The organism is Flaviaestuariibacter terrae (assembly GCF_054777635.1).
Window position 1 is genome coordinate 72,331 of sequence record NZ_BAAHAL010000021.1, and the last position, 23,004, is coordinate 95,334.

General features: G+C 60.2%; 19 protein-coding genes. 5 read left to right on the top strand and 14 right to left on the bottom strand.

The genetic code is table 11. The features are described from left to right. Positions 1-48: 48 nt before the first annotated feature. From ACYU7Z_RS16725 to deoC, 3 genes are all read right to left on the bottom strand, one after another. Positions 49-1,224: a M20 metallopeptidase family protein gene (locus ACYU7Z_RS16725; RefSeq protein ID WP_460572551.1), complete on the bottom strand. Its 1,176-nt coding sequence runs from the start codon at positions 1,222-1,224 to the stop codon at positions 49-51. Between the two features lie 125 nt (positions 1,225-1,349). Then, positions 1,350-1,775, bottom strand: coding sequence for an SPOR domain-containing protein (locus ACYU7Z_RS16730; protein ID WP_460572553.1), 426 nt, complete (start codon positions 1,773-1,775; stop codon positions 1,350-1,352). 244 nt (positions 1,776-2,019) lie between these two features. Next, the gene (deoC, locus tag ACYU7Z_RS16735) at positions 2,020-2,688 is read right to left on the bottom strand and encodes a 2-deoxyribose-5-phosphate aldolase (RefSeq protein WP_460572555.1); all 669 of its coding nucleotides are present in this window, start codon (positions 2,686-2,688) and stop codon (positions 2,020-2,022) included. Positions 2,689-2,989: 301 nt separating this feature from the next. On the opposite strand from deoC, the gene ACYU7Z_RS16740 reads away from it, so the two are divergent. Next, positions 2,990-6,058 carry an amidohydrolase family protein gene (locus ACYU7Z_RS16740; protein WP_460572557.1) on the top strand — a complete coding sequence of 1,023 codons (3,069 nt, stop codon included), beginning with the start codon at positions 2,990-2,992 and terminating at the stop codon, positions 6,056-6,058. An 80-nt stretch (positions 6,059-6,138) separates the two neighbouring features. Then, positions 6,139-7,434, top strand: coding sequence for an amidohydrolase family protein (locus ACYU7Z_RS16745; RefSeq protein WP_460572559.1), 1,296 nt, complete (start codon positions 6,139-6,141; stop codon positions 7,432-7,434). A 54-nt stretch (positions 7,435-7,488) separates the two neighbouring features. Here the strand turns inward: ACYU7Z_RS16745 and ACYU7Z_RS16750 are convergent, their stop codons facing one another. Continuing rightward, positions 7,489-8,451 carry a hypothetical protein gene (locus ACYU7Z_RS16750; protein WP_460572561.1) on the bottom strand — a complete coding sequence of 321 codons (963 nt, stop codon included), beginning with the start codon at positions 8,449-8,451 and terminating at the stop codon, positions 7,489-7,491. An 82-nt stretch (positions 8,452-8,533) separates the two neighbouring features. On the opposite strand from ACYU7Z_RS16750, the gene ACYU7Z_RS16755 reads away from it, so the two are divergent. Together ACYU7Z_RS16755 and ACYU7Z_RS16760 are read left to right on the top strand one after the other, a co-directional pair. Further along, the gene (locus ACYU7Z_RS16755) at positions 8,534-9,547 is read left to right on the top strand and encodes a potassium channel family protein (protein ID WP_460572563.1); all 1,014 of its coding nucleotides are present in this window, start codon (positions 8,534-8,536) and stop codon (positions 9,545-9,547) included. A gap of 89 nt (positions 9,548-9,636) precedes the next feature. Continuing rightward, positions 9,637-10,062, top strand: coding sequence for a lipocalin family protein (locus ACYU7Z_RS16760; protein WP_460572565.1), 426 nt, complete (start codon positions 9,637-9,639; stop codon positions 10,060-10,062). Between the two features lie 56 nt (positions 10,063-10,118). On the opposite strand, the gene ACYU7Z_RS16765 is transcribed toward ACYU7Z_RS16760, so the two are convergent. The 9 genes from ACYU7Z_RS16765 to ACYU7Z_RS16805 all read right to left on the bottom strand — a co-directional run bounded on the left by ACYU7Z_RS16765 (position 10,119) and on the right by ACYU7Z_RS16805 (position 20,635). Continuing rightward, positions 10,119-10,859 (bottom strand): LytR/AlgR family response regulator transcription factor, encoded by a 741-nt coding sequence (locus ACYU7Z_RS16765; RefSeq protein WP_460572567.1) that lies wholly within the window; start codon positions 10,857-10,859, stop codon positions 10,119-10,121. Continuing rightward, complete coding sequence (locus tag ACYU7Z_RS16770) at positions 10,856-11,881, bottom strand: sensor histidine kinase (protein ID WP_460572569.1); 1,026 nt, start codon at positions 11,879-11,881, stop codon at positions 10,856-10,858. The genes ACYU7Z_RS16765 and ACYU7Z_RS16770 overlap by 4 nt, the downstream gene beginning before the upstream one ends. 9 nt (positions 11,882-11,890) lie before the next feature. Next, a complete protein-coding gene (locus tag ACYU7Z_RS16775) occupies positions 11,891-12,235 on the bottom strand; it encodes a DUF4288 domain-containing protein (RefSeq protein WP_460572571.1) in 345 nt (114 codons plus the stop codon). 96 nt (positions 12,236-12,331) lie between these two features. Further along, positions 12,332-13,153, bottom strand: coding sequence for a LiaF transmembrane domain-containing protein (locus ACYU7Z_RS16780; protein ID WP_460572572.1), 822 nt, complete (start codon positions 13,151-13,153; stop codon positions 12,332-12,334). 247 nt (positions 13,154-13,400) lie between these two features. After that, the gene (locus ACYU7Z_RS16785; RefSeq protein WP_460572574.1) at positions 13,401-14,405 is read right to left on the bottom strand and encodes a GlxA family transcriptional regulator; all 1,005 of its coding nucleotides are present in this window, start codon (positions 14,403-14,405) and stop codon (positions 13,401-13,403) included. 215 nt (positions 14,406-14,620) lie between these two features. After that, a complete protein-coding gene (gene secA / locus ACYU7Z_RS16790) occupies positions 14,621-18,007 on the bottom strand; it encodes a preprotein translocase subunit SecA (RefSeq protein ID WP_460572576.1) in 3,387 nt (1,128 codons plus the stop codon). Positions 18,008-18,317: 310 nt separating this feature from the next. Further along, complete coding sequence (locus ACYU7Z_RS16795; protein ID WP_460572578.1) at positions 18,318-18,764, bottom strand: SRPBCC family protein; 447 nt, start codon at positions 18,762-18,764, stop codon at positions 18,318-18,320. Between the two features lie 102 nt (positions 18,765-18,866). After that, on the bottom strand, positions 18,867-19,580 hold the full coding sequence (locus ACYU7Z_RS16800) for a LytR/AlgR family response regulator transcription factor (RefSeq protein WP_460572580.1): 714 nt from the start codon (positions 19,578-19,580) through the stop codon (positions 18,867-18,869). Further along, complete coding sequence (locus tag ACYU7Z_RS16805; protein ID WP_460572582.1) at positions 19,574-20,635, bottom strand: sensor histidine kinase; 1,062 nt, start codon at positions 20,633-20,635, stop codon at positions 19,574-19,576. Before ACYU7Z_RS16805 ends, ACYU7Z_RS16800 begins: the two co-directional genes overlap by 7 nt. 167 nt (positions 20,636-20,802) lie before the next feature. Here ACYU7Z_RS16805 and ACYU7Z_RS16810 point away from each other — a divergent pair, with 167 nt between their 5' ends. Next, complete coding sequence (locus tag ACYU7Z_RS16810) at positions 20,803-21,840, top strand: S41 family peptidase (protein ID WP_460572584.1); 1,038 nt, start codon at positions 20,803-20,805, stop codon at positions 21,838-21,840. Here ACYU7Z_RS16810 and ACYU7Z_RS16815 read toward each other — a convergent pair. Next, positions 21,837-22,808 (bottom strand): carboxypeptidase-like regulatory domain-containing protein, encoded by a 972-nt coding sequence (locus tag ACYU7Z_RS16815; protein WP_460572586.1) that lies wholly within the window; start codon positions 22,806-22,808, stop codon positions 21,837-21,839. The genes ACYU7Z_RS16810 and ACYU7Z_RS16815 overlap by 4 nt on opposite strands. Positions 22,809-23,004 lie beyond the last annotated feature (196 nt).

Below are 23,004 nucleotides of genomic sequence, written 5' to 3' on the forward strand. Positions count from 1 at the left end.
ACGATTCCCGAACACATTCACGATGGACGCTTCCCGATCGACGCAGCATCAGCCCAGTGCGCCAAACAGCGCCATCAGTCCCACGCCGGTTTCGATGGCGCTTTCGTCGATGTTGAAGTTGGGCGTATGCACACCGGCGGTGATGCCCTTTGCCTTGTTGGCCGTGCCGAGGCGGTAGAAGCAGCCCGGGATCACCTGCGAGTAGTAGCCGAAGTCTTCGGCACCCATGCGGATCTCGGTTTCCTGCACCCGCTCCGCACCAAGGTAGCCTTCGGCAAGCGTGCGCGCATCGGCACTGAGGGCCTCGTTGTTGTATACCGTAGGATAGCCCACGTCGATATGCACGTCGGCCTGCGCACCCATGGCTTCGGCGGTACCCGTAATAATACGGCGGATGATGTCGTGGGCCTTGAAGCGCCACTCTTCGTCCATCGCGCGGAAGGTGCCCATCAGCTTCACTTCCGAAGGAATGACGTTGGTGGTATAGCCGCCATTGAACGCCGAGATCGTGAGCACCGACGGCGACAGCGGGTGATTGTTGCGACTGATGACCTGCTGGAGCGCCACCACGATATGCGACGCGACCAGGATCGTGTCGACGGTCCAGTTGGGCGCCGCGGCGTGGCCGCCCGGTCCTTTGATGCTGATGTATAATTCATCTGCCGAAGCCATCACCTTGCCACCTCGGAATGACACGAGGCCTACCTCCAGTTGCGGGTTGACATGGAGCCCGTAGATCCGCGCGGGCGCCGGGTTCTGCAGCGCCCCTTCCTTGATCAGCAGCGAGGCACCTCCGGGATTGCGCTCCTCGCCGGGCTGGAAGAGCAGCTTGACGGTGCCTTCCCAGTCGCCTTTCGTTTCGCTGAGGATCCGCGCCGCGCCGAGCAGGCAGGTCGTGTGCACGTCGTGGCCGCAGGCGTGCATGACGCCGGGGCGTTTCGATTTATAGGGAACGTCGTTTTCCTCGGTGATGGGCAGCGCGTCCATATCGGCGCGGAGCGCCACAGTGCGGCTCCCGGGATTGCGTCCCTCGATAACGCCGATGACGCCGGTCTGCGCCAGTACGGTCACGGGGATGCCGAGGGCCTTCAGCTTTTCCTGCACATAGGCCGATGTTTCGTATTCCTCGTAGCTCAGCTCGGGGTGTGCGTGCAGGTGGCGGCGCACCTTGATGTATTCGGGGGCGTATTGGCTGGCTAATCGCTTAATGGAATCCTGGAGCATGGCGCAAAGTTAGGCATGCGGATAACGCAGATAGCGCAGATAAATCACTTGCGATGCCACTGCACCGTTTTCCGTGACTATGTGACACCGGCTATTCGATCCGTGTTATCCGCGCGATCTGCGGGTCAGTCCTCGATCTCGACCGTTTCCTTCTCGGCCTTCAGCTCCACCACGTCGTTGATGATATAGACGCCCTTGGCGAACTGGCTGTTGAGTGATTTACGGTAGTTCTCGGCCTCGGCACGCGTCTTGAAGTTGCCGGCCTTCAGCTTGTAATAGGGGCTCTGGTAGGAGAGGTAGGCCTTCAGCTCGGGGTAGAGCGTATAGATTTTCGACTTCGCGTTGATCGCTTCCTGCCGGTCGGTGGTGCTCACGATGAGGAGGCGGAATCCCTGGGCCGTATGCGAGGAAGCCTTGCGCACCGCCACGTTGATCTGGCTCTGGCGCTTCGCGAGCAGGTCGACCCGGGGGTCTTTATGCACCACGACGCCCGTTTGCGCCGAAGCGGCGGAAAAGGCAAACAGCAGGATGAGGAAGGGCAGGTATTTCATAATGGCGGAGTTAGCGGGAATGATTTCAAAGGTAAATTCATTTATGTCGTCATTGCGAGACGCCCGGAGGGCAGCGAAGCAATCTTTTTCGGGATACGCTACATGCATCATAGGACTTCAGAGTCAGCCCGGAAGGGATTGCTTCGTCAGGCGGCGCTTCACGCCGCCTTCCCCGGAATGACGGTTTCATTCCAACCACTCTGAACCTATCTAAACCTTTCTGAACCCTTCTCTCAGATGCGGATCAGTAGCCTCCCGGTTGCCCACTCCCTTCACCTTTAACAATCGCTACGCCCGCGCTGCAGCCGAGGCGTGTTGCGCCCGCGTCGACGAGCTGCTGGGCAAAGACGTGGTCGCGGATGCCGCCCGATGCCTTGATCTGGATGTTTTCGGGAAGCCCTACACGCATGATCTGCACGGCTTCCAGCGTAGCGCCCTTTTCGGCATAGCCGGTTGAGGTCTTCATGAAGTCGATGGGGTAGTGGCGGTACAGGTCGATGACACGCACCAGCTCTTCCTGGCTGAGGATGCCGCTCTCGACGATCACCTTCAGCTTCGCGTTCTTCTTCGCCACCAGTATCGACGCGATCTCGGTTTCGAGGTAGGCCATGTCGTTGCTCTTGAGCGCGGCGAGGTGCATCACTATGTCGATCTCATCGGCGCCGTCGGCAAGTGCCTGCTCGGTCTCCGCGATCTTGGCGTTGTAGTGGCTGTAGCCAAAGGGAAAGCCCACAACCGTTGCCACCTTCGGCGATTGCCCGCGAAGACGGCTAGCGGCTTCGGCCACATAGTAAGGAGGAACGCACACCGCGGCAAAGCCGTACTCGATGGCTTCGGCACAAACCTTCTCAATCTCGGCGAGGGTAGTGGTCGGCTTCAGGATGGTGTGGTCGATGTATTGCGCTAGGGACATAGAGAAAGTTTGGGGGTTTACGTTTTCGGTTTTACGTTTTCGGTTTTGGGTTTTCGGTTTCCGGTTTCGGGGTTTGCCGATAACTGCGGCTTCGACGCATTGCGGCCGTCATTGCGAGCGAAGCGAAGCAAACTCGTGAGCCTTGAAATTATTACTATCTGGTAGTGACTTGCCTAACGACAATTCTTTTCTCCTGACTCGCAATGACCCTATCTCGTTCCGGCGAAAATATTTACCACTCCTGGATTATATTTAGCACCGTGCCGCAATGCGCGCACAAATTACTTCAAACATCCTTCACATGAGAAAACTACCCCTCCTGGCGGTCTGCCTGATGACCGCCGGTAGCGGCATCCGGGCCCAGGAAACGTTTCCCGTTGGCGGCGTCGCCGATCCGAAGACCGAGTACTATGCGCTCACGCATGCCAGTATTTACAAAGACGCCACGACGCTGCTCAGCGATGCGATGCTCGTGCTGCGCGACGGGCGCATCATCTCCGTCGGACCGTCAGCGGCGCCGCCTGCCGGTGCCGTGGTTATCGACTGCAAAGGCAAGTTCCTGTATCCGTCGTTCATCGACATCTTCAGCGACTACGGTCTCCCCGCGGTGCAGCGCCCCACGGGCAACTTCGACTTCTTCGCGCGGGCACAGTACAACAGCAGCACCAAAGGCGCCTACGGCTGGAACGGCGCCGTGCACCCCGAGCAGGAAGCCTTCCGCCAGTTTACGGTGAACGATGCTGCCGCCAAGGGCCTCCGCGACCTCGGCTTCGGCACCGTGCTGACGCATGTAAAAGACGGCATCGCCCGCGGCACCGGCGCACTCGTTACGCTCAAGAGCGACCGCGATAACACCGTGCTGCTCCGCGAGCGTGCTTCGGCCAACTACTCCTTCAGCAAGGGATCGTCCACACAGGCGTACCCGAGCTCGCTCATGGGATCCATCGCACTGCTCCGCCAGACCTACCTCGACGCGCAGTGGTATAAAGGCAAGCCTGCGAAGGAAGGCGTCAACCTGTCGCTGCAGGCCTGGAACGAGCAGCAGGCGCTTCCGCAGATCTTTGATGCCGGCGACAAATGGAACGATATCCGCGCCGACCGCGTCGGCGACGAGTTCGGCGTGCAATACATCATCAAGGGTGGTGGCAACGAATACCAGCGCATCCGCGAGATCGCCGGTACAAAGGCCACCTACATCCTCCCGCTCAACTTCCCCCAGGCGCAGGACGTGGAAGATCCCAACGACGCGCGCTTTGTATCGCTCGCCGACATGAAGCACTGGGAGCTCGCGCCGACCAACCCCGCCGCCTTCGAAAAGGCAGGCATCCCTTTCTGCCTTACGGCCAGCGACCTCCGCGATCCGAAAGGCTTCTGGGCGGCGCTGCGCACGGCCATGAACTACGGCCTCAGCGAAACCGCGGCGCTCAATGCCCTGACGAAAACACCCGCGCAGGTGCTCGGCGTGTACGACCAGGTCGGTTCGCTCGAGCCGGGTAAGTGGGCCAACTTCCTCGTCACCTCCGGATCTCCCTTTGCCGAGAAGACGGTGCTGTACCAGAACTGGGTGCAGGGAACACGCTACACGGTGCGCGACGACAGCTGGACCGACCGCCGCGGCAACTACAAGCTCGTGGTCAATTCGTCGTCGGGGCCGCAGGAATATACGCTCAACTTCCGCGAGAACAACAGCGCTTCGCTTATCGGCAAGGACACCGTGACCTCGCGCTTTTACTATGACGGCCGGCAGGTGCGTATCAACGTGGCTCCCGAGCGCCGGCCCGGCGCCAATCTTGCCCTAAGCGGCATCGTGAATGAAGATGCCTGGAGCGGCACCGGTACCGACGCCGAAGGAAACCGCGTAACCTGGACTGCGACCTACCAGGGCGCGCTGCCTACCAAAGCCGACAGCGCCCGCGTGAAGCGCCCCCAGGGCCCGCTGGGAGCCGTTACCTACCCGTTTCTGCCTTTTGGCTGGACCGACAGTACGCGCCCCAAGCAGGAGATCATCCTGATCCGTAATACTACGGTATGGACCTCCGACGACCAGGGCGTGCTTCAAAATACCGACGTGCTGGTTGCGGGCGGCAAGATCGCCGGCATCGGCAGGAACCTGCCCGTGCCCGCGGGCGCGCGCGTTATCGACGGTACGGGCAAGCACCTGTCGCCGGGCATCATCGACGAGCACTCGCATATCGCCGCCGCTTCGATCAATGAAGGCGGGCAAAGCGTCACCTCTGAAGTGCGTATCGCCGACAACCTGCAGCCCGACGACATCAACATCTACCGCCAGCTCAGTGGTGGTGTGACCACCTCGCACATCCTGCACGGCTCGGCCAATACCATCGGCGGGCAGACGCAGCTGATCAAGCTGCGCTGGGGTGTCGACGACGAAGGGCTCAAGTTCCGTGGCGCCGATCCCTTTATCAAGTTCGCCCTTGGCGAGAACGTAAAGCGATCCGCAGCTACCCTCAACAACAACTCCAACAACAACCGTTACCCCGATACCCGCATGGGCGTGGAGCAGGTGCTTGAAGATGCATTCACCCGTGCCAAAGCCTACGACAGCAGCTGGAAGGCCTACAACAGTGCGAAGAACAAGAAGGGGCTCACGGCGCCGCGCCGCGACCTGGAGCTCGAAGCGCTCGCCGAGATCCTCAACAACCGCCGCTTCATCACCTGCCACAGCTATGTGCAAAGCGAGATCAACGCCGCGATGAAAGTTGCGGAGCGCGTGGGCTACCACTACAACACCTTCACGCATATTCTCGAAGGCTATAAGATCGCCGACAAGATGAAGGCACATGGTGCCAATGCATCGACCTTCTCCGACTGGTGGTACTACAAAATGGAAGTGGTGGATGCCATTCCGTACAATGCCTCGCTGATGCAGCGCGTGGGACTAAACGTGGCCATTAACTCCGACGACGCCGAGATGGCCCGCCGCCTCAACCAGGAAGCCGCGAAGAGCGTCAAGTACGGCGGGATGAGCGAGGTGGACGCCCTGAAGATGGTCACCATCAACCCGGCGCGGATGCTGCACATCGACCGGCAGACCGGCTCCATCCGCGTAGGCAAGGATGCCGACCTCGTGCTGTGGAGCGACAACCCGCTGAGCATCTACGCCCGCTCGCTGTACACCATCGTTGACGGAACCGTATACTTCGACCGCGATAAGGACAGCTCCATGCGCCGCGCCGTCGCCGCCGAGCGCGCACGCCTCATTCGCAAGATGAACAGCGAGAAGCGCAGCGGCGCACCGGTTGTGCCGGCGCAACCCAGCTACCAGGTGATGCTTACCTGCGGAGAGCATAACCACAGCCACGGCCTCCTTACCATCGACGACCAGGTGGGAGAGGACGGAGGTCAATAGGCCGCTTTGGTTCTTCAGCGCGAGCATAGCAGACTCTTTCCGCTGGCTCCGAAGATTCTTCACAGTTATTAAACGCAAACATGAAACGACTACTCATACTTTTTTCAACCCTTTTCTTCCTGGCGCGCGCATCGGCACAGGAAAATATTTACCCCGTGCCGAGGCAAACAGGCCGCGTCGTTATCCGCGACGTAACCGTGCACGTGGGCAACGGGCAGGTGCTGGAGCATACCAGCGTGGCCTTCGAGAACGGGAAGATCACCGCAATCGGCAACAGCATTCCCGCCGCCGGTACCGTCATCGACGGCAGCGGCAAGCATCTTTACCCCGGGCTGATCCTCAGCAACTCCAACCTCGGCCTCGTGGAAGTGCCCTCGGTGCGGGCTTCTTCCGACGCGCAGGAGATCGGTGAATCCAACCCGAGCGTGCACGCTATCGTGGCTTACAATACCGATTCGAAGGTGATCAACACGCTGCGGCCCAACGGCATCCTGCTGGCACACGTGGTGCCCCAGGGCGGCTGGATATCGGGCAACTCCTCGGTAGTGCAGCTCGATGCCTGGAACTGGGAAGATGCGGCTTACAAGACCGACAACGGCATCTTCATCACGATCCCGGCGATGATCGCGCGGCCGCGTGGCTTCCGTGCCGCCGCAGCTGCTCCCGGCGCGGCACCCGAGGCAGATCCCGTGAAGCAGGGACTCGAGCAGGTGGAAGGGATGAAGCAATACTTCCGCGCCGCAAAGGCCTATAGCGGCGGGCATGATGCGAAGAACCTTGGCTACGAAGCGGTACAGGGACTGTTTGATAAATCCAAGAAGCTGTTCGTGCGCGCGAACACCGTGCGGCAGATGCTTGTGGCCCTCGACTTTGTGCGCGAGTTTGGTTTCGATATGGTGATCGTCGGCGGCGCCGATTCCTGGCAGATTGCCGACCTCCTGGCACAGAACAAGGTGGCGGTTATTCTCAACCAGATGCACAGCCTGCCCACGCTGGAAGACGACGACGTGGACCAGCCCTATAAAACACCCGCGCTGCTCCAAAAGGCCGGCGTGCTCTTCGCCATCAACGACGAAGACGGGCAGACGCGCGGCCGCAACCTTCCCTTCAACGCCGGCACCGCGGCCGCCTATGGCCTCAGCAAAGAGGAGGCCCTGAGCGCCATCACGCTGAATGCCGCGCGCATTCTCGGTGTCGGGGATCGAACCGGTTCCATCGAGGTGGGCAAAGACGCGAACCTCGTTCTTTGCAGCGGCGATATCCTCGACATGCGGAGCAACCTCGTCACCGATGCGTTCATACAGGGCCGGAAGATCCCTCTGGAGAATAAGCAAACGCAGCTGTACCAGCGGTATAAAGCGAAGTATGGTTTATAACAAAGAAAAGACCGGCCATGTGCCGGTCTTTTTTATCAGTTGCTAATGACATTCTTATTGGTACACGAAGTGTACGGTTTCCCAATCGCCCCACCCGTTCTGATCAAAGATCCGCATGCTTCGCGAAACGGGCATTCCGTTGGCACCAAACACGTAGGTGTTGCTCGTTTTTACGATGCCGCCCGGGTACACGTTCGACGTTTGCTGCGTAGTAACGGGCAACCGCGACGAAATGGTTCCATCGGTGGGAAGCTCAACGAAATATTCAATATCCGCAAAAGGGATCTGGTAGGCACGCCCGATCTGGAAGCTCGGGTTGGCGCGCATGTCGTAGGTAGCGGAGAAGTCCGAATAGCGGTTCATAACGCGGACAGCGCCCGTTCGCGAATTGTAGAAAGCACTGTCGTCACGTGCCGATGTAATGCTTCCGTTGCTGGAAGCGACCGTGTGCAGGTAGCCCAGGATGGCCGTATCGTTTGTGTTGGGTGTGAAGTCATCAGTTCGATACGAGAAGATACCGTTGCTCAGGTAGATATACCGCGTCCACTGCGAGAAGGCTGGTGTTCCCGCACCGGGTCCGCGGACCAGCGAATCGCACACAAGTTTGCCAGCGGCATATTTGAGGTAGAGCGTATCGAAATATTCCTGCGTGCCAAAGCCTGTAATGCGCTCATAAGAAATGATGCGATCCGCAAGCGTATCGTTTCCCGAATAGAAATATTGATAGTGTGCCGAATCACCACCGGGCTGCTTGTCGGTACCCAAAACGATCAGGATGCGCCCGTTGCCATCGTAGGTGTAGCGCTGCAGGTAGGCAGTGTCGAGGCCAGGCGGCAAGGTGCTGTCGAGGACATAGATTCCTGTAAGGCGGGTGCCCGTGCCTGTACCTGGGTTGCTGCCCCCCGTGGCGGGAATATCGTACGTATCGGTACGCAGGCAGGAGCTCAGCACGGTCAGCAGGCAGAGGAAAAGGACGGCAGTGAAGAGTTGCGGGTGGAGTGATCTTTTCGGATTCATAAGCGGCAGTTGGGACCGGAAGATACGATTCCTGCAAAATAGTGTATGGAAGAAGCCGTGGTTTGGGCGAAATTTGAAAGAGATGTTTCCTTTTCACCGGCCCATACCGCTCCGTCTCTGGCTCTTCGTGATCCTTTGCATCCTGGCGCTGGGCGTGTCGGGCTTCATGGTCATCGAAGGCTACAGCTTTCTCGATGCGCTGTACATGGTGGTGATCACCATCACCACCATCGGCTACTACGAGGTGCGCCCCTTGTCAACGGCCGGTAAGATCTTCAACATCGGCCTTATCCTCACGTCCTTTTCGATGTTCACCTATTCGCTGGCGCGGCTCACGCAGTTCGTGGCCAGCGGCGAGATGGGCGCCTACTTTAAAAAACGCAATCTCATGAAAGCTCTGGCTTCGATGCAGCAGCACGTGGTGATCTGTGGCTTCGGCCGCAACGGGCAGCAGGCCGCCCGCACGCTCCGGGCCCACAAGGTACCCTTCGTTGTGATCGAGAAAAGCGCCGAAGCCCTGCGGCCCTGGGTCGAGGAAGACCCGGAGCTCATTTACGTGCAGGATGATGCCATCGAGGACGAAGTGCTGGAGCTCGCCGGCGTGCGACGTGCGCGGGCCCTGCTGGTGACGCTCCCCGACGATGCCGACAATGTGTTCATCGTGCTTTCGGCCCGCTCGCTGCACCCGGGCCTGCAGATCATCAGCCGCGCCTCGAGCACCGGTGCGGCTCCCAAGCTTTACAAGGCTGGCGCCAACAACGTGATCATGCCCGATCTCATCGGGGGCACGCATATGGCCACGCTCGTGTCGAAGCCCGACGTGCTGGAGTTCATCGACTTTCTCTCCGGCGAGGACGGCGAGGCCATACACATCGAATCGGTGAGCTTCGACAAGCTTCCGGCTCCGATCCGCAATCACACTCTGCAGGAAATCATGGACTGGAAAAAGACCGGCGTGAACTGCATCGGCATCAAGGATGAGGAAGGACGCTTTATCATCAACCCGCCCCATTCAACGGTGATCGGGCCGGGTATGCGGGTCATTGTGCTCGGCACGAAAGAGCAGATCATGCAGATGAAGGAAAATGTCGGCTGAGCGGGGGATTAATTCGGTATTTGAAGCTGAGCAGGTAGCCGTCTCAGGGCGGGCGCCTATTTTTGGTTTCTCATTAAACACCCTTAACTATGAAGTACGTAATCTACTCAGCGCTCGTGCTGGCCATGTTCAGCTGCAAAAAAAAGAACGAGGACGAAACCATCAACACGAACACACCGACCGCAGCCCAGCTGGCCGGAACCTACAAGCAAACCAGCCAGAAATTCAATGGCGTTGAAGTTTTTAACTCGTCGTCCGGTTTCTATGATGCCTGCCAGCTGGATGATACCTATACGCTGAATACCAATGGCACGGCAGTGTACCACGACGCCGGCACCGTGTGCAACCCCAGCGGCGACGATAGCTCGACCTGGTCTGTCAGTGGCAACCGGTTTACCCTGGACACGGAAACGCTAACGATTGTGAACTTTAATGGTACAACCCTGCAGCTGAACACGACGGAGACCGTGAACGGCTCGACCTTTAATACGGATATAACGCTCGTAAAGCAATAGCAGTTCGTTTTCCCGGGAGCCGCCTTTACCGGGCGGCTTTTTTTATGCCCGTATTTCTACAATCCAAGCACCCCGCGGAGACGGGCGTAGCCGCTGCGGCTCACCGGAACCCGTGTGCCCGACTTCAGCAGCGCCAGGTGGCTGTCTTTTTCGTAGGGCTCGATGCGCGTGATCTCTGCCACGTTGGTTAGAAAGGAGCGGTGCACGCGCACAAACTGCGCGGCGGGAAGCGTCTGCTCGTAATAGCCGAGCGTCTTGTTCTTCAGGTGAACGCCATCGGCCGTGTGGATCTTCACGTAGTCGTCGGCGGCCTCCAGGTAGTGCACCTCGGCCCAGGGGATGATGCGGATCTTACCGCCCGTTTTTACCACGATCCGCCCGGCGTGCGGGGCTTCCGCGGAAACCGCCTGCACGAGCCCGACCACCGCCTTTTGCTGCTGCTCGCGGCTGTTGCTGTCGAGGAATTTTTCCATGGCCTTATTGAAGCGCTCCTGGCTGAAGGGTTTCAGGAGGTAATCGACGGCATGCGCCTCGAAGGCCTTCAGTGCATACTCATCATACGCCGTGGTGAAAATGACGGCAGGGCGCGGCTCCAGCAGTTCGAGGAGCTCGAAGCCGTTGATCTTCGGCATCTGGATGTCGAGAAAGAGCAGGTCGGGCTGCAGCTGCTGCACGGCTTTTGCGCCCTCGAAGCCGTTGTCGCATTCGCCGGCGACGGCCACCTGCGGGAAAGCCTGCAGGCACTCGCGCACAAAGGCCCGCGCCAGGGGTTCGTCGTCAATGATCAGTGCTTTCATGGCTGGGGAATTTTGATTCGGGTGGTAAACAGAGAACCGGATATTACGGTTTCCAAAAGGTCGTTGCGGGCGAAGAGCAGGTAAAGCCGGCGCTGTACCGAGCTGAGGCCAAAGCCGGTGCCCTTCCGGGGCGCACTCGTTGCCGGGTCGAAGGGATTGCTCACCTCCACTACGAGCGCCCCTTCTTCCTCGCGGGCAACGATACGGATGCAGATGTCGTCGGTAGTATCGTACAGGCCGAACTTGATGGCGTTCTCCACGATCGGTTGCAGCAGCAGCACCGGCAGCCGAAGCCCGCTGCTATCGTTGACCACCTCCGTTTGCAGCCGATGCCCGAAGCGCACCTTTTCGATATCGAGGTACAGCGACAGGTGGGCGAGCTCCTCGTCGAAGGGAACCCATTGCCGCTGGTCCTGCTTGAGCGTCCCGCGCAGGAAGTCGGACAGCTGCAGCACCATCCGGCGGGCTTTCTCGGGTTGCCCGCCGATAAGGGTATTGATCGAGTTGAGGCTGTTGAACAGGAAGTGCGGCTGCAGCTGCTGGCGGAGGTTGTTGAGCTCGGCATCGCGTGCCAGCGTCTCCGCTTCGCTGCGGCGGCGCTCCATGGCATGGCGGTCCTGCAGCGTGTACCAGAGCATGCTGAGCATCGCCATGAACCCGGTAATGAGCAACCCGAAGGCGCCGCGAAACCAGATCGATTCGAAGAAGAAATCGTTGAAGTGCAGCGGCAGGAGCAGTTGTACCAGCCAGCGTTGCAGCAGCAGCCAAAGCGCCGTCAGCATGGCGCAGAAGGCTACGAGGTGCAGGGGCTTGTTTCGCTCCGGAATGTAGTAGCGCAGTTTGAGATCGATCAGCCAGCAGATGCCGGCGAGGAGCAGGGTGCTCGCCAGGCTATCGGTGATAGCCGTGTACAGCGGCAGGCCAAAGTGCACATCCAGCATGGCGTGGAATTGCGCAATGGCCCACCAGCCGATGCCGAAGAGTATGCGGGAGCGGACCGATCTGTATAAAGAAGCTGGCAAGAGGAGGATTTATAGTTGCTCGGCGCGCTCGCGGAGGCAATGCGCCTTGTAATGCACGAAATTAATGTAGGCGGATGCATCGTCAGTCTCGCGGATCTGCGAGTAGAGTTCGGCGCCGTCGAGCACAGTTTCCAGCGGGTAAAGCTCCGGAACGTTGACGAAGTTCCAGGTAACGAGCTGCTGCTCCTGGTTGCGGAAGCAGTCTTCGCCCTGCACGCCCATCCCGGTGGCCCGCTGCAAAGCCTCTGCCTCCGTGCCCGCGAGCAGCAGGCGCAACTGTTCGTCGAACTGCGGTCCATGGCTGCCATCACCGCAGGTGATCCGGTAAACGATTTTTGCTAAATACCAGCGCATAGGAAAGGTTCTTGAGGTTCTTAAGGTTGTGGAGGTTCTTAAGGTTCTGAAGGTTTTGGAGCTGTGTCGGCGCTCGCGGTTCGTTGAACCGGCTGCTTAGTAAAAGCTGCGGATCTCGACGCCGCCGAAGAGGCAGGTGCCATCGAGCACGATCAGCTTGCCGGCTGCGGGGCTTGTGGCGGGCGGGCGTTTGTCGTCGACGCCGCCGAAGATGGCCACGATATCGCTTTGCACTTCCCAGTCGGGCGGGAGGATCAGCTTCGTGCCCCCGAAGATGTTGGTGCAGTCGATCTTGATACGCTGGTTGAAATCGGCCTGCGTCAGGTTGATCTCGGCGCCGCCCATAAATGTGACGATGTCGCCACCCCGGAAGTTTTTGCTCAGCACGTTCTTCTTGACACCGCCGAATACTGCGGTCACATCAAGGCTGTCGCTGCGGTCGGCAATGCCTTCGTATTCCGATGCAGTCGGCGCGGGCTCGTCGTTACGCGGCACCGCCGGGGGGACTGCCATTCCGGTTTCGTCCCAATGATGCGGCCGGCGCGGGCGAAGCAAAAAAGCAAGACCGATCAGGATGAGTGCTGCCGGACCTGCATAGGGGCGCAGCCAGCGGAGCTCCGGAAAGTCGCCCAGCAGGTTGAGGGCGCCGATGGCGATGGGGATGAGCCAGAAGAGGCCGCGGAAGCGGTGCCGCGCGCCGATCCAGAGGCCGATACCAATGAGCAGCACCGGCCAGGAAAAGAACCAGGTCGGGAAGAACACGCCGGCCTGGCGGGCCAGCAGGAGTCCACCCACAAGGAGAAGGAACAGGCCGGTCCAGCGCTGGCCGCGGCCACGGCGCTGCATGCGGCGCTGGAAACGGTATTCCATCCGGTTTGCGGCACCCTTTACTTTCATTTCAAAATCGTTATGGTCCATGACTTCCGTATTTGTTCCACAAAGAAAGTCTTCGCTGCGTCCATGGGCAATACCGAATAGGGGAGCGACCTCCTTTTTACCGGTCAGCTGCGGGAAAATACCGGTTAGTAACGGATGGGTCCTCATCACGGCGGCATGCAGCGTGCTGAGGCGCCGTTCGCCGGAAAGCGCTCCGGCGAAACGGTACACACGAATCAATTGCACCCAGGCGCCGACGAATGGCGCTGCGTACGTGTCCGACGCGCTTCTAGCGTTCCAGCATTTCCGCGCCTGCCAGCCGGTGCCGGCTGTATTTGTCGCGGTACTGCACGGGCGAGAGGCCGGTGTATTTGCGGAAGATGCTGCGGAAGGCTTTGGGGTCATTATACCCAACGCGGTACATCACCTCGTTTACGTTGTCGCGTGAAGACTCGAGGCGGTGCTTGGCGGCTTCGATCTTGACCCGCTGTATATATTCGGCAACGGTATTCGCCGTGGCGCGTTTGAAGCGGCGCTCGAGGTTGCGGCGACCGATGGCGAAGCGGCTCGCGAGCTCTTCGACGCTCAGCTTCTCGGTGAAGTTCTGCTCGATGAAATCCTGCGCCTGCCGGATGGGGTCGTCGGCGTGGTTCTTCTGCCCGCGGAATACGATAAAGGGCGACTGGCTGTCGCGGTCCATATCGATCATGAACACTTTGGCCGTTTGAATAGCGATGGCGCGGCCCGCGTATTTTTCAATGAGGTACAGCAGCAGGTTAGTGAATGTGAGGGCGCCACCGCTCGTGCAGATCCCCGCTTCCTCGGTGAGGATCTTATCGGGAAGCAGGAGGGCATCGGGAAAGCGCTCGCGGAACGCCGCCGCAAAGCTCCAGTGCGTGGTGCAGGGCCGGCCATTGAGGAGCCCGGCGCGTCCCAGCAAGAAGGAGCCGAGGCAGAAGGAAGCAATGAGCCCACCCTGCGCATGCTGCCGCTGCAGCCAGGGCAGCCAGGCTTCATTGAGCGCGAGCGATTCGTCGATGCTCGGTCCCTGCAGCGCCGGGATCAATACGAGGTCGCTATGCGCCACGTCGCCGAGCAGCACGTGCGGGTGGATCACGAACAGCCCTTTGCGAACGCCGCTATCCCTGCTCAGACCAACCAGCTGCACGTGGAAGAGCGGGTCGCGACCGGCGCCGGCCAGGAAGTTATTCACCTCGTTGAGGATCTGGTAGCTGGCTTCGATATGAGTGAGGCTGCAGTCGCCTTCGGGGATCAGGATCGATACGTGGAGCATGGAGTTTCTTTTTGCTGGTGACAGCGCTTTTGCCCGGGTAAATTACTAATAATTTTCGCAAAGAGAAGCGCGGCAATTCAGAATTGTCCCGAACCCGTGAATGCGGCAGCCAAGAAGGGCCGCATCAGTCACACATAAAAAAGCCCCGCATCGCGGGGCTTTGAAATTATTGAGGGCATTAGCAGACTAGCAGACTAACACATTAGCAGACTGTATTAGGCTTCGTCTTTGCCGTGGCAGTTCTTGTATTTCTTTCCGCTGCCACAGGGACAAGGATCGTTGCGGCCCACTTTCGGACCCACGCGTACGGGCTCCTGCTTCACGTCCACATCGGCGGCTGCCGAGGGGTCGAAGTAGTCGCGCTCGTTGGCGCCATAGTCCTGTCCGGCGGCGTCGACCTGGGCCTTGTTCTCGTGGAGCTGGCTCATGTCGGTCGGCATCGGGCGTGCCTCGCGGATACCCGGTACGGGGCGGCCGCTGAGGGTGCGGGTTTCTTCCTCCTGGCCCTCGGGCTGCGGCAGCTGGGCGTGGCAGAGGAACGATACGATCTCGCGGTTCATGGCGGTGCTCATCTCGCGGAACAGGTTAAAGGCTTCCACCTTGTATACGACGAGCGGATCTTTCTGCTCGAGGTACACGGTCTGCACGCTTTGCTTGAGGTCGTCCATCGCGCGGAGGTGCTCCTTCCAGGAATCGTCGATGATGGCGAGCGTGATGTTGCGCTCCATCGTATCGGTGAGGAAGCGGCCCTTTGTTTCGAGCACCTTGCCCATGTGCATGTACACGGTCATCATCTTGCGGCCATCGCTGAAAGGCACCTGCACCATCGCCTGCTCCATATGCGGTCCTTCGCGGTCGCGGATGGCGCCGAAGTCGCGGGCTGCAGTTTCCTGCATCAGCGCCTTGTGCGCTTCGTACGCCTTGATGGCCTCGTCGTACAGGGTATCGGTCAGCTGGGCGGCGCCGGTGCTCTTGAAGTCCTCTTCGCTGATCGACGTGTCGGTGGCGAAGTTGAGGATGCAGGCAAGGCGGAACCCATCGTAATCCTCCTGCTCACGGTGCGTGGCGACGAGGTCTTCGGCAACGGCCATAAAGGCGTTGTCGATATCAAGCGCGAGGCGATCTCCGAAGAGTGCGTGGTTACGGCGGTCGTACACGGCGTTCCGCTGCTTGTTCATCACGTCATCGTATTCGAGGAGGCGCTTGCGGATGCCGAAGTTGTTCTCTTCCACCTTGCGCTGGGCGCGCTCGATCGACTTGGTGATCATCGAGTGCTGGATCACTTCGCCTTCCTTGTAGCCGAAGCGGTCCATCAGGCCGGCGATGCGCTCCGAGCCGAACATGCGCATCAGGTCGTCTTCGAGGGCTACGAAGAACTGAGAGGTACCGGGGTCGCCCTGGCGGCCGGCGCGGCCACGCAGCTGGCGGTCAACACGGCGGCTCTCGTGGCGCTCCGTACCGATGATGGCAAGGCCACCGGCCTCTTTCACACCGGGTCCGAGCTTGATGTCGGTACCGCGGCCGGCCATGTTGGTGGCGATGGTCACCGCACCGGAGAAACCGGCTTCGGCAACGATCTGGGCTTCACGGGCGTGCTGCTTCGCGTTGAGTACGTTATGCGGGATCTTGTTGGCGGCAAGGGCGCGGCTCAGGAGCTCGGAGATCTCCACCGAGGTGGTACCCACGAGCACCGGGCGGCCGGCTTCGCGCAGCTTGATCACTTCGTCGATGACGGCCTTGAATTTCTCGCGCTTTGTTTTGTATACGAGATCCTGCGCGTCGTCCCGCTTGATCGGGATGTTGGTGGGGATGGTGACCACGTCGAGCTTGTAGATGCTCCAGAACTCCGCGGCTTCCGTTTCGGCCGTACCGGTCATACCGCAAAGCTTGTGGTACATCCGGAAGTAGTTCTGCAGCGTTACGGTGGCATAGGTCTGCGTGGCGGCTTCGATTTTCACGCCTTCCTTTGCCTCGATCGCCTGGTGGAGGCCATCGGAGTAGCGGCGGCCTTCCATGATACGGCCCGTCTGCTCGTCAACGAGCTTCACCTGCTTGTCTTCGGTAACGATGTATTCCACGTCGCGGTCGAAGAGTGTATAGGCTTTAAGAAGTTGCTGTACCGTATGAATACGGTCGCTCTTCACGGCGTAGTCGTTGAGGATCGCTTCTTTCTGCACCAGCTTTTCCTCAGCCGGCAGGTCACCCTGCTCGATCTCGGCGAGACGCATGTTGATGTCGGGAAGTACGAAGAATTCGGGGTCTTCACCGGAGCGGGTGATGGTGCCGAGACCTTTGTCGGTCAGGTCTACCGACTTCTGCTTTTCATCGATGTGGAACAGCAGGTCCTCGTCAACAACGTGCATGTGGCGCTGCTGGTCGGCGATGTAGTAGTTCTCGGCCTTCTGGAGCTTCACGCGGATGCCGGGCTCGCTGAGGTATTTGATCAGCGGACCGTATTTCGGCAAGCCGCGGTAGGCGCGGTACAGGTAAAGGCCGCCACCTGCTTTCGGATCGTCGTCGTCGGCGGCAATGCGCTTCTTGGCTTCGTTGAGGAAGTTGCGAACGAGGCGCTCCTGCTCCTGCACGAGGGTAGCAACGCGCGATTTGAAAATATGGTATTCCTGCTCGTCGCCCTTGGGCACGGGGCCCGAGATGATGAGCGGGGTACGGGCGTCGTCGATCAGCACGGAGTCGACCTCATCGACCATGGCGAAGTGGTGCTTGCGCTGCACCATTTCCTCGGGGCTGTGCACCATGTTGTCGCGGAGGTAGTCGAAGCCGAATTCGTTGTTGGTGCCGTAGGTGATATCGGCCATATAGGCCTTGCGGCGGGCTTCGGAGTTGGGCTGGTGCTTGTCGATGCAATCGACACGCAGGCCGAGCCACTCGAAGATGGGGCCGTTCCATTCGGAGTCGCGGCGGGCGAGATAGTCGTTTACCGTCACCACGTGCACGCCTTCGCCGGCGAGCGCGTTGACGTAGGAGGGAAGCGTCGATACGAGCGTTTTACCTTCACCGGTAGCCATCTCGGCGATCTTGCCGCTGTGGAGCACGGCGCCGCCAATGAGCTGCACGTCGTAGTGTACCATGTTCCAGGTAACGGTGCCGCCGGCTGCGGTCCAGGTGTTGGCGAAAATGGATTTGTCGCCGTCGATCGTGATGTAGCTTTTGCCTTCAGCGGCGAGGGCGCGGTCGAGGTCGGTCGCTGTCGACACGATCTGCTCGTTCTCCTTGAAGCGGCGGGCGGTTTCCTTTACCACGGCAAAGGCTTCCGGCGTCAGTTCCTTGAGGATCTCCTCGATCTTCTGGTCGCGCTCTTTCTTGAGTTTGTCTACTTCCTGGTAAATGGCGTCTTTGCCGGCGAGGTCGCTGTGCGGAACCGCTTCGGCCTCGGCATTGGTGGCCGCGATGCGGGCGTCAATGTCCTTGAGGTGCTCGGCGATGCGGGCGCGGAACTGGACCGTCTTGCCGCGGAGCTCGTCGTTCGTAAGCGATGCGAAGGCCTGGAAGTGCTCGCTGACTTTGCCCACCAGCGGTTGAATGGCTTTGACGTCTTTTTCCGACTTGCTGCCACCAAAGATTTTCGAAAGGAAACCGATCATAATAGCGTTTCTAAAGTTTGAGTTGGTTCTGGTCCCGGTGGTCGCCCTGGAAAAAGCTGCGGCGTAACGAGTCAGAAGCCGTTCCCGGTCAAAAAGGGTGCTAAGCGGGCTTAGAGGCCAATTTGACAGGGCGCCAAAGATAGCGCTTTTTAGGCTGGGAAGGAGCGTGACGGGAGCTAAAGCCGGGCTCCGCGGGAGGAATTTTAACCCGGGTTGTAAGTGGCGGACCTGCCCCGGCGGTTGGCGCGGACAGACGCCGCGGCAGGCGGGCCGGGAAAGCTCTGGCAGAATGACGGGCGTTGCGGGCGGGTCAGCGCTGCGGTTCCGACGACTCGACGAGCTTTTTGAGCGCCGTGAGCATGTGGCCCCAGTTTTCTTCGGAGTGCGCCTTCTCTTCTTCCGTGGCGTTATGATCCTGCGCCAGGCGCAGCAGCGTGCCGCCATTGTCGGCTGCCAGCTCGATGGTTACGTTGTGGTAGTTCTCCGGTTCATCGGGCTTGCCCGTGAGCGGGCTGAAGTGGCTGTAGCGCAGCAGGCGTGGCCGCTCGGCCTGCAGCACGGTGCCCTTGTCGATGTAGCTTATGCCCTTCCAGGTTCCTTCCCAGCGGATCGCGCTGCCTTCCTTCCAGTCGGAATGCACCTCGGCGCCGAACATATACTGCCTTACTTTTTCGGGGTTGGTAAGGGCGTCCCACACGCTTTCGGGACTTGCGGAAACAGCGATGCTGGCGTGCGCGGTAAGGTTGGCAGTAGGCATACTCCAAGATAAGCCTTTTCCGTTCGCGCAGCGCGATGAATGGCCCATCTCCCAACCAAAAAAGCCATCCGCCAAACCCCAAACTTCAAACTCCAAACTGTTTTATTCCCGTTGCCCCAGCTTCTGCAACAGCGCCTCGCGGTACGTGGCGCCCACGGGCACGTCGGCCTCGCCGATGCGGACGCTGCCGCCTTCCACGAAGCGGATCTTGCGCAGGTGAATGATGTACGATTTGTGCACCCGCATGAAAAGGGCAGGAGGCAGGAGCTCCTCGGCCTTGGCGAGCGTGAGGTAGGATACATGCACCTCTTTGCCGGTATAGAGCTTCAGGTAGTCGCCGAGAGCTTCGAGGTACAGGATGTCCTCGTAAGGGATCCGGAGCAGGCGCTTGTTGACCTTCACGAACAGCGCCTCGTCGGCAGTGGCTGTCGCAGCTGCTGCGGCGGCTGTAGCGCTTTCCGCGGGCAATACTTTTTGCACCGCGCGGAGAAAACGCTCAAAGGTGATCGGCTTCAGCAGGTAATCGGCGGCATTCAGCTCAAAGGCGTCGACCGCGTGCTCGGCGTAGGCCGTGGTAAAGATGGTTCGCGGCGGGTTGCGGAGCGAGCGGAGAAAGGAAACGCCGTCGATACCGGGCATATTGATGTCGAGAAGCAGTAGATCTACGGATTCGCGGTGCAGGAAGCCGAAAGCTTCCACCGCGCTGTCGCAGCTGCCAGCCAGCACAAGGCCCGGCACCTGGCGCAGGTGGGCTTCGAGCAGTTGCCGGGCAAGCGGCTCATCGTCGACGATCAGGCAGCGGAGCGGGGTTACCATTGGAGGGTCAAGGTTACGGTAAATCGGCCGGATTCGTCGTGCACCTCCAGGCTGTGGCGGCCCGGATAGAGCAGCTCGAGGCGCTTGCGCACGTTCTGCAGCCCGATGCCGCCGGGCGCCGATACGGCAGGCGCGGCTGCTTTGAGATTGCTGGTTTGAAACACGAGCTCGCTTTCCCCCGACTGAAGCAGGAGCTCCACGCGGTTGCCGGGGATCCGCTGCTGGAGCGAGTGCTTGAAGCAATTTTCCACCAGCGGCAGGAAGAGCAGCGGCTCGATGAGACGGCCCACGGGCGAGCCCTGCACGTCGAGGAGGATCTCGTCTTCGTTGCTGTGCCGGATCCGCTCGAGGTCGATATAGCTATGAAGGAAGGCGATCTCTTTCGACAGGGGCACCTGCTCGCCGCGTGCCTCGTAGAGCACGTAGCGCATGATGCCCGACAGGTGGGCGATCATCACCGGCGTGCGTGGCGAGCCCTGCAGGCTGAGGGCATACAGGTTATTGAGTGTGTTGAAGAAAAAGTGCGGCTGGATCTGCGCCTTCAGTCCCTCCAGCTCGAGGCGCCATTTCTCGGCCTGAAGCGTGTCGAGCGCAGCCTGCCGGCCAAACCAGGCGCGGATGTACACAAAGCCGACCGCGGAGAGCAGGATCAGCAACGTATAATCGAGGTTCTGTACAAATACGGGTGGGAACCGGTCCGGTCCGCCCAGGGAAAGGTTGTGGCGGTATTGCTCCGGCACGAACGGGAGAGCCTGCACCAGCAGCGACGAGGCCCGCACGTTGAGCTCGTAGATCGCGATAAAGACCGGCAACAGGAGGAAGAAGAGCCCGAAGCGGCGCTGCAGCAGTGTTTGCGGAAGGTACCAGCGGTAAAGCAGGATGATGGCGGGCACCTGCAGGCAGTTGACGAGCACAAGGCTCAGCGTCCACGAAAAACGGGGGAAGATCTGCAGGCCGATCGACAGCGGGATGACCACCGAGAGGAGCAGTAGAAATACGGACTCCGCGGCGCGGTCCTTTTGCCGGCTTGTCCATCGTGCAGGAGCGGAAAGCATATCCGCAAGGTAGCTGACCCGTGTGTGACGAACTCCTTTTCTGGCCAAACAGTCTTTTTTTCTGGCCCAACGCGGGCCCTTGTACAGGGCCAGCGCGTTGCGCAGTTGGGCGAAAAGTGCACGCATGCGCCACCGATGCACGCCAACTTGCCCGAAATATCTTTCCGATGCGTATACGACTCCTGATCCTTGCTCTCCTCGTTGCCGGTACAGGCCGTGCCCAGCAACCCGATTCCGTGCGGGTACTTATCGACAGCGCTCTGCGTGTGATGGAGCACCGGTCGCTGCGTTCTTCGAAGCTGAACTGGACGGCCCTGCGCGACTCTGTGTGGAAGCGGTCTGCCGCCGCCCGCACCGATGCGGAAGCAGCGCCCGCGCTTTTCTGGGCCTTCGACCAGCTTCAGGACAAGCACGGCTGGATAACGATCGCCGGCGAGCAGCACGTCAACGGGCTGCTGTACCGCGAACGGCGTGTGCTCAGCGCGGGGCTTGACTCGGCACTCCGCCGCGGACGTCATATCTACAATGGCCGGATTGCCGGCCGCTATGCCTACGTAAGCATTCACTTCTTTATGGGTCAATCGCTCGGGGAGATGAACGCCTATGCGCAACGGATCCAGGACTCGCTTTGTAAGAATGTCGATGCTTCAACCGAAGGGGTGATCATCGACCTGCGTCTCAACGGCGGCGGCAATTCGTTCCCGATGTACCAGGGGATCATTAACGTGCTTGGCAACCGCTACCTGGGCGAGAGTGTCGATGGCAGCGGGCAGGTGCAGGGCCGCAATGAGCTGCGCAACAACCAGGTGGTGCTTCACGGCAACCACAACGATTCGCTTGTGCTGCACCTGGACAGGATGTGCCGCGACCTTACGAAGCTGCCCGTGGCTGTACTCATCAGCCCCGCGTCGGGCTCCTCGGCCGAGCAGCTTGCAATAGCGTTCACGTCACGGCCACGCACCGTGCTCATCGGCGAGCGCACAGCCGGCTACGTTACCGGAAACAATGGTTTTGAATTGCCGGGGCGCGACAATGGAATCGTTGTGGCCGAGTCGCTCACGCGGAATGCAAAAGGAAAGGTGTTCGACGAAGAGGTGTTGCCCGACATCGACGTGATCGGCGGCGATGACTTCCTGGATCTTTCGAAAGATCAGAAGATCCGGGCGGCCGTAACCTGGTTGGATGCGCAGGGGAAGCGACGCTAATTCCGCACAACCACCTGGCTGCTCAACGCTTTCCCCGTCTTTTCATTTACGACGCGCAAGATATAGTTGCCGGCAGGCACGCCGGCCGTCGACAACTGCATCCGGTCCGTTTTGGCGCTGCAAACGGCACTGCCTCGTTGCAGCAGTTGGCCGGCCAGGTTATACAGCTCCAGCCGGTAGGCGCCCGGCTCGAGGTTACTGCCCTGCACCGTCAGGTCGCTGCCGGCGCTGACCGGGTTGGGATACGGCAGTATCGAAGGCTGCGCGGCGGCGGCTTTCGCGGCCTTGGCTTCGGCGCGCGACGGTTTGCGCTTCTTGGTGCTTCGCGAAACGACCACCACGCCTACCGTCCCTACCAACCTTTCGCCGACCCCCCGGAGCGTCACAGCGAGCGGCTCGCCGGTTGCGCGGACGGATTGCGGCACAAAGTTTACCGAGCTTACCGTGAGCGTTACGGGTAGCCTGACCGCTTTCAGGAGGAAGACGCCTTTCTCATCGGCGGACACCCCCTGCCTTGTGCCTTTGATAACAATACTGGCAAACGGAACAGGGTTGCCATACTCGTCGCGAACAACGCCCGCGACCGACCCGGCGCTGTCTGCTGCCGCCATGATCGCCTTCGACGCTTCGCGCGACGGACTGATCTCTGTAGGAATCGCCATGCGCGCCTGCCCCACGCTTTTGAGCGATAGTAAAAAGGCCGGCAGGCTGATAGCAAAAAAGGCGCGGAGGCCGGGCCAGGGCTTCCGGGCGGCCTCCAGGTCGCGTCCCAGCTGGTCGGGGCGGAAGCGGCCACAGGCATGCCCATTGCGCTGCACGAAGTCCGTCAGCTCGGCGTCGGTCATCTGCGTAAAGTCGGTGATCGTGCGGGTGCAGGAAGAGCAGTAGCGGCCGCCTTCGCGGGGCTGCATGGCTTCCCAGCTTTCGGAGCAGGGAGCAGGGACTTGGAGGTTCAGGCGACGACCCATAAGGCTTGGTTTCCTTTGCAGACAGGCGCGGCGGCGTCTTTGCTGCATGGCCCGCCGAAAAGTACCACAGGCCCCGGCCCCTCACCGAGCCAAAAAGAGGGGTAATTTTCCGGGAATTCCCGCCATTCTGCCCTACTTTTGCACCGCTTTCGACAGCCCCCCGGTTACGGTCGGGGCCGACGGAGCACGAACGCGC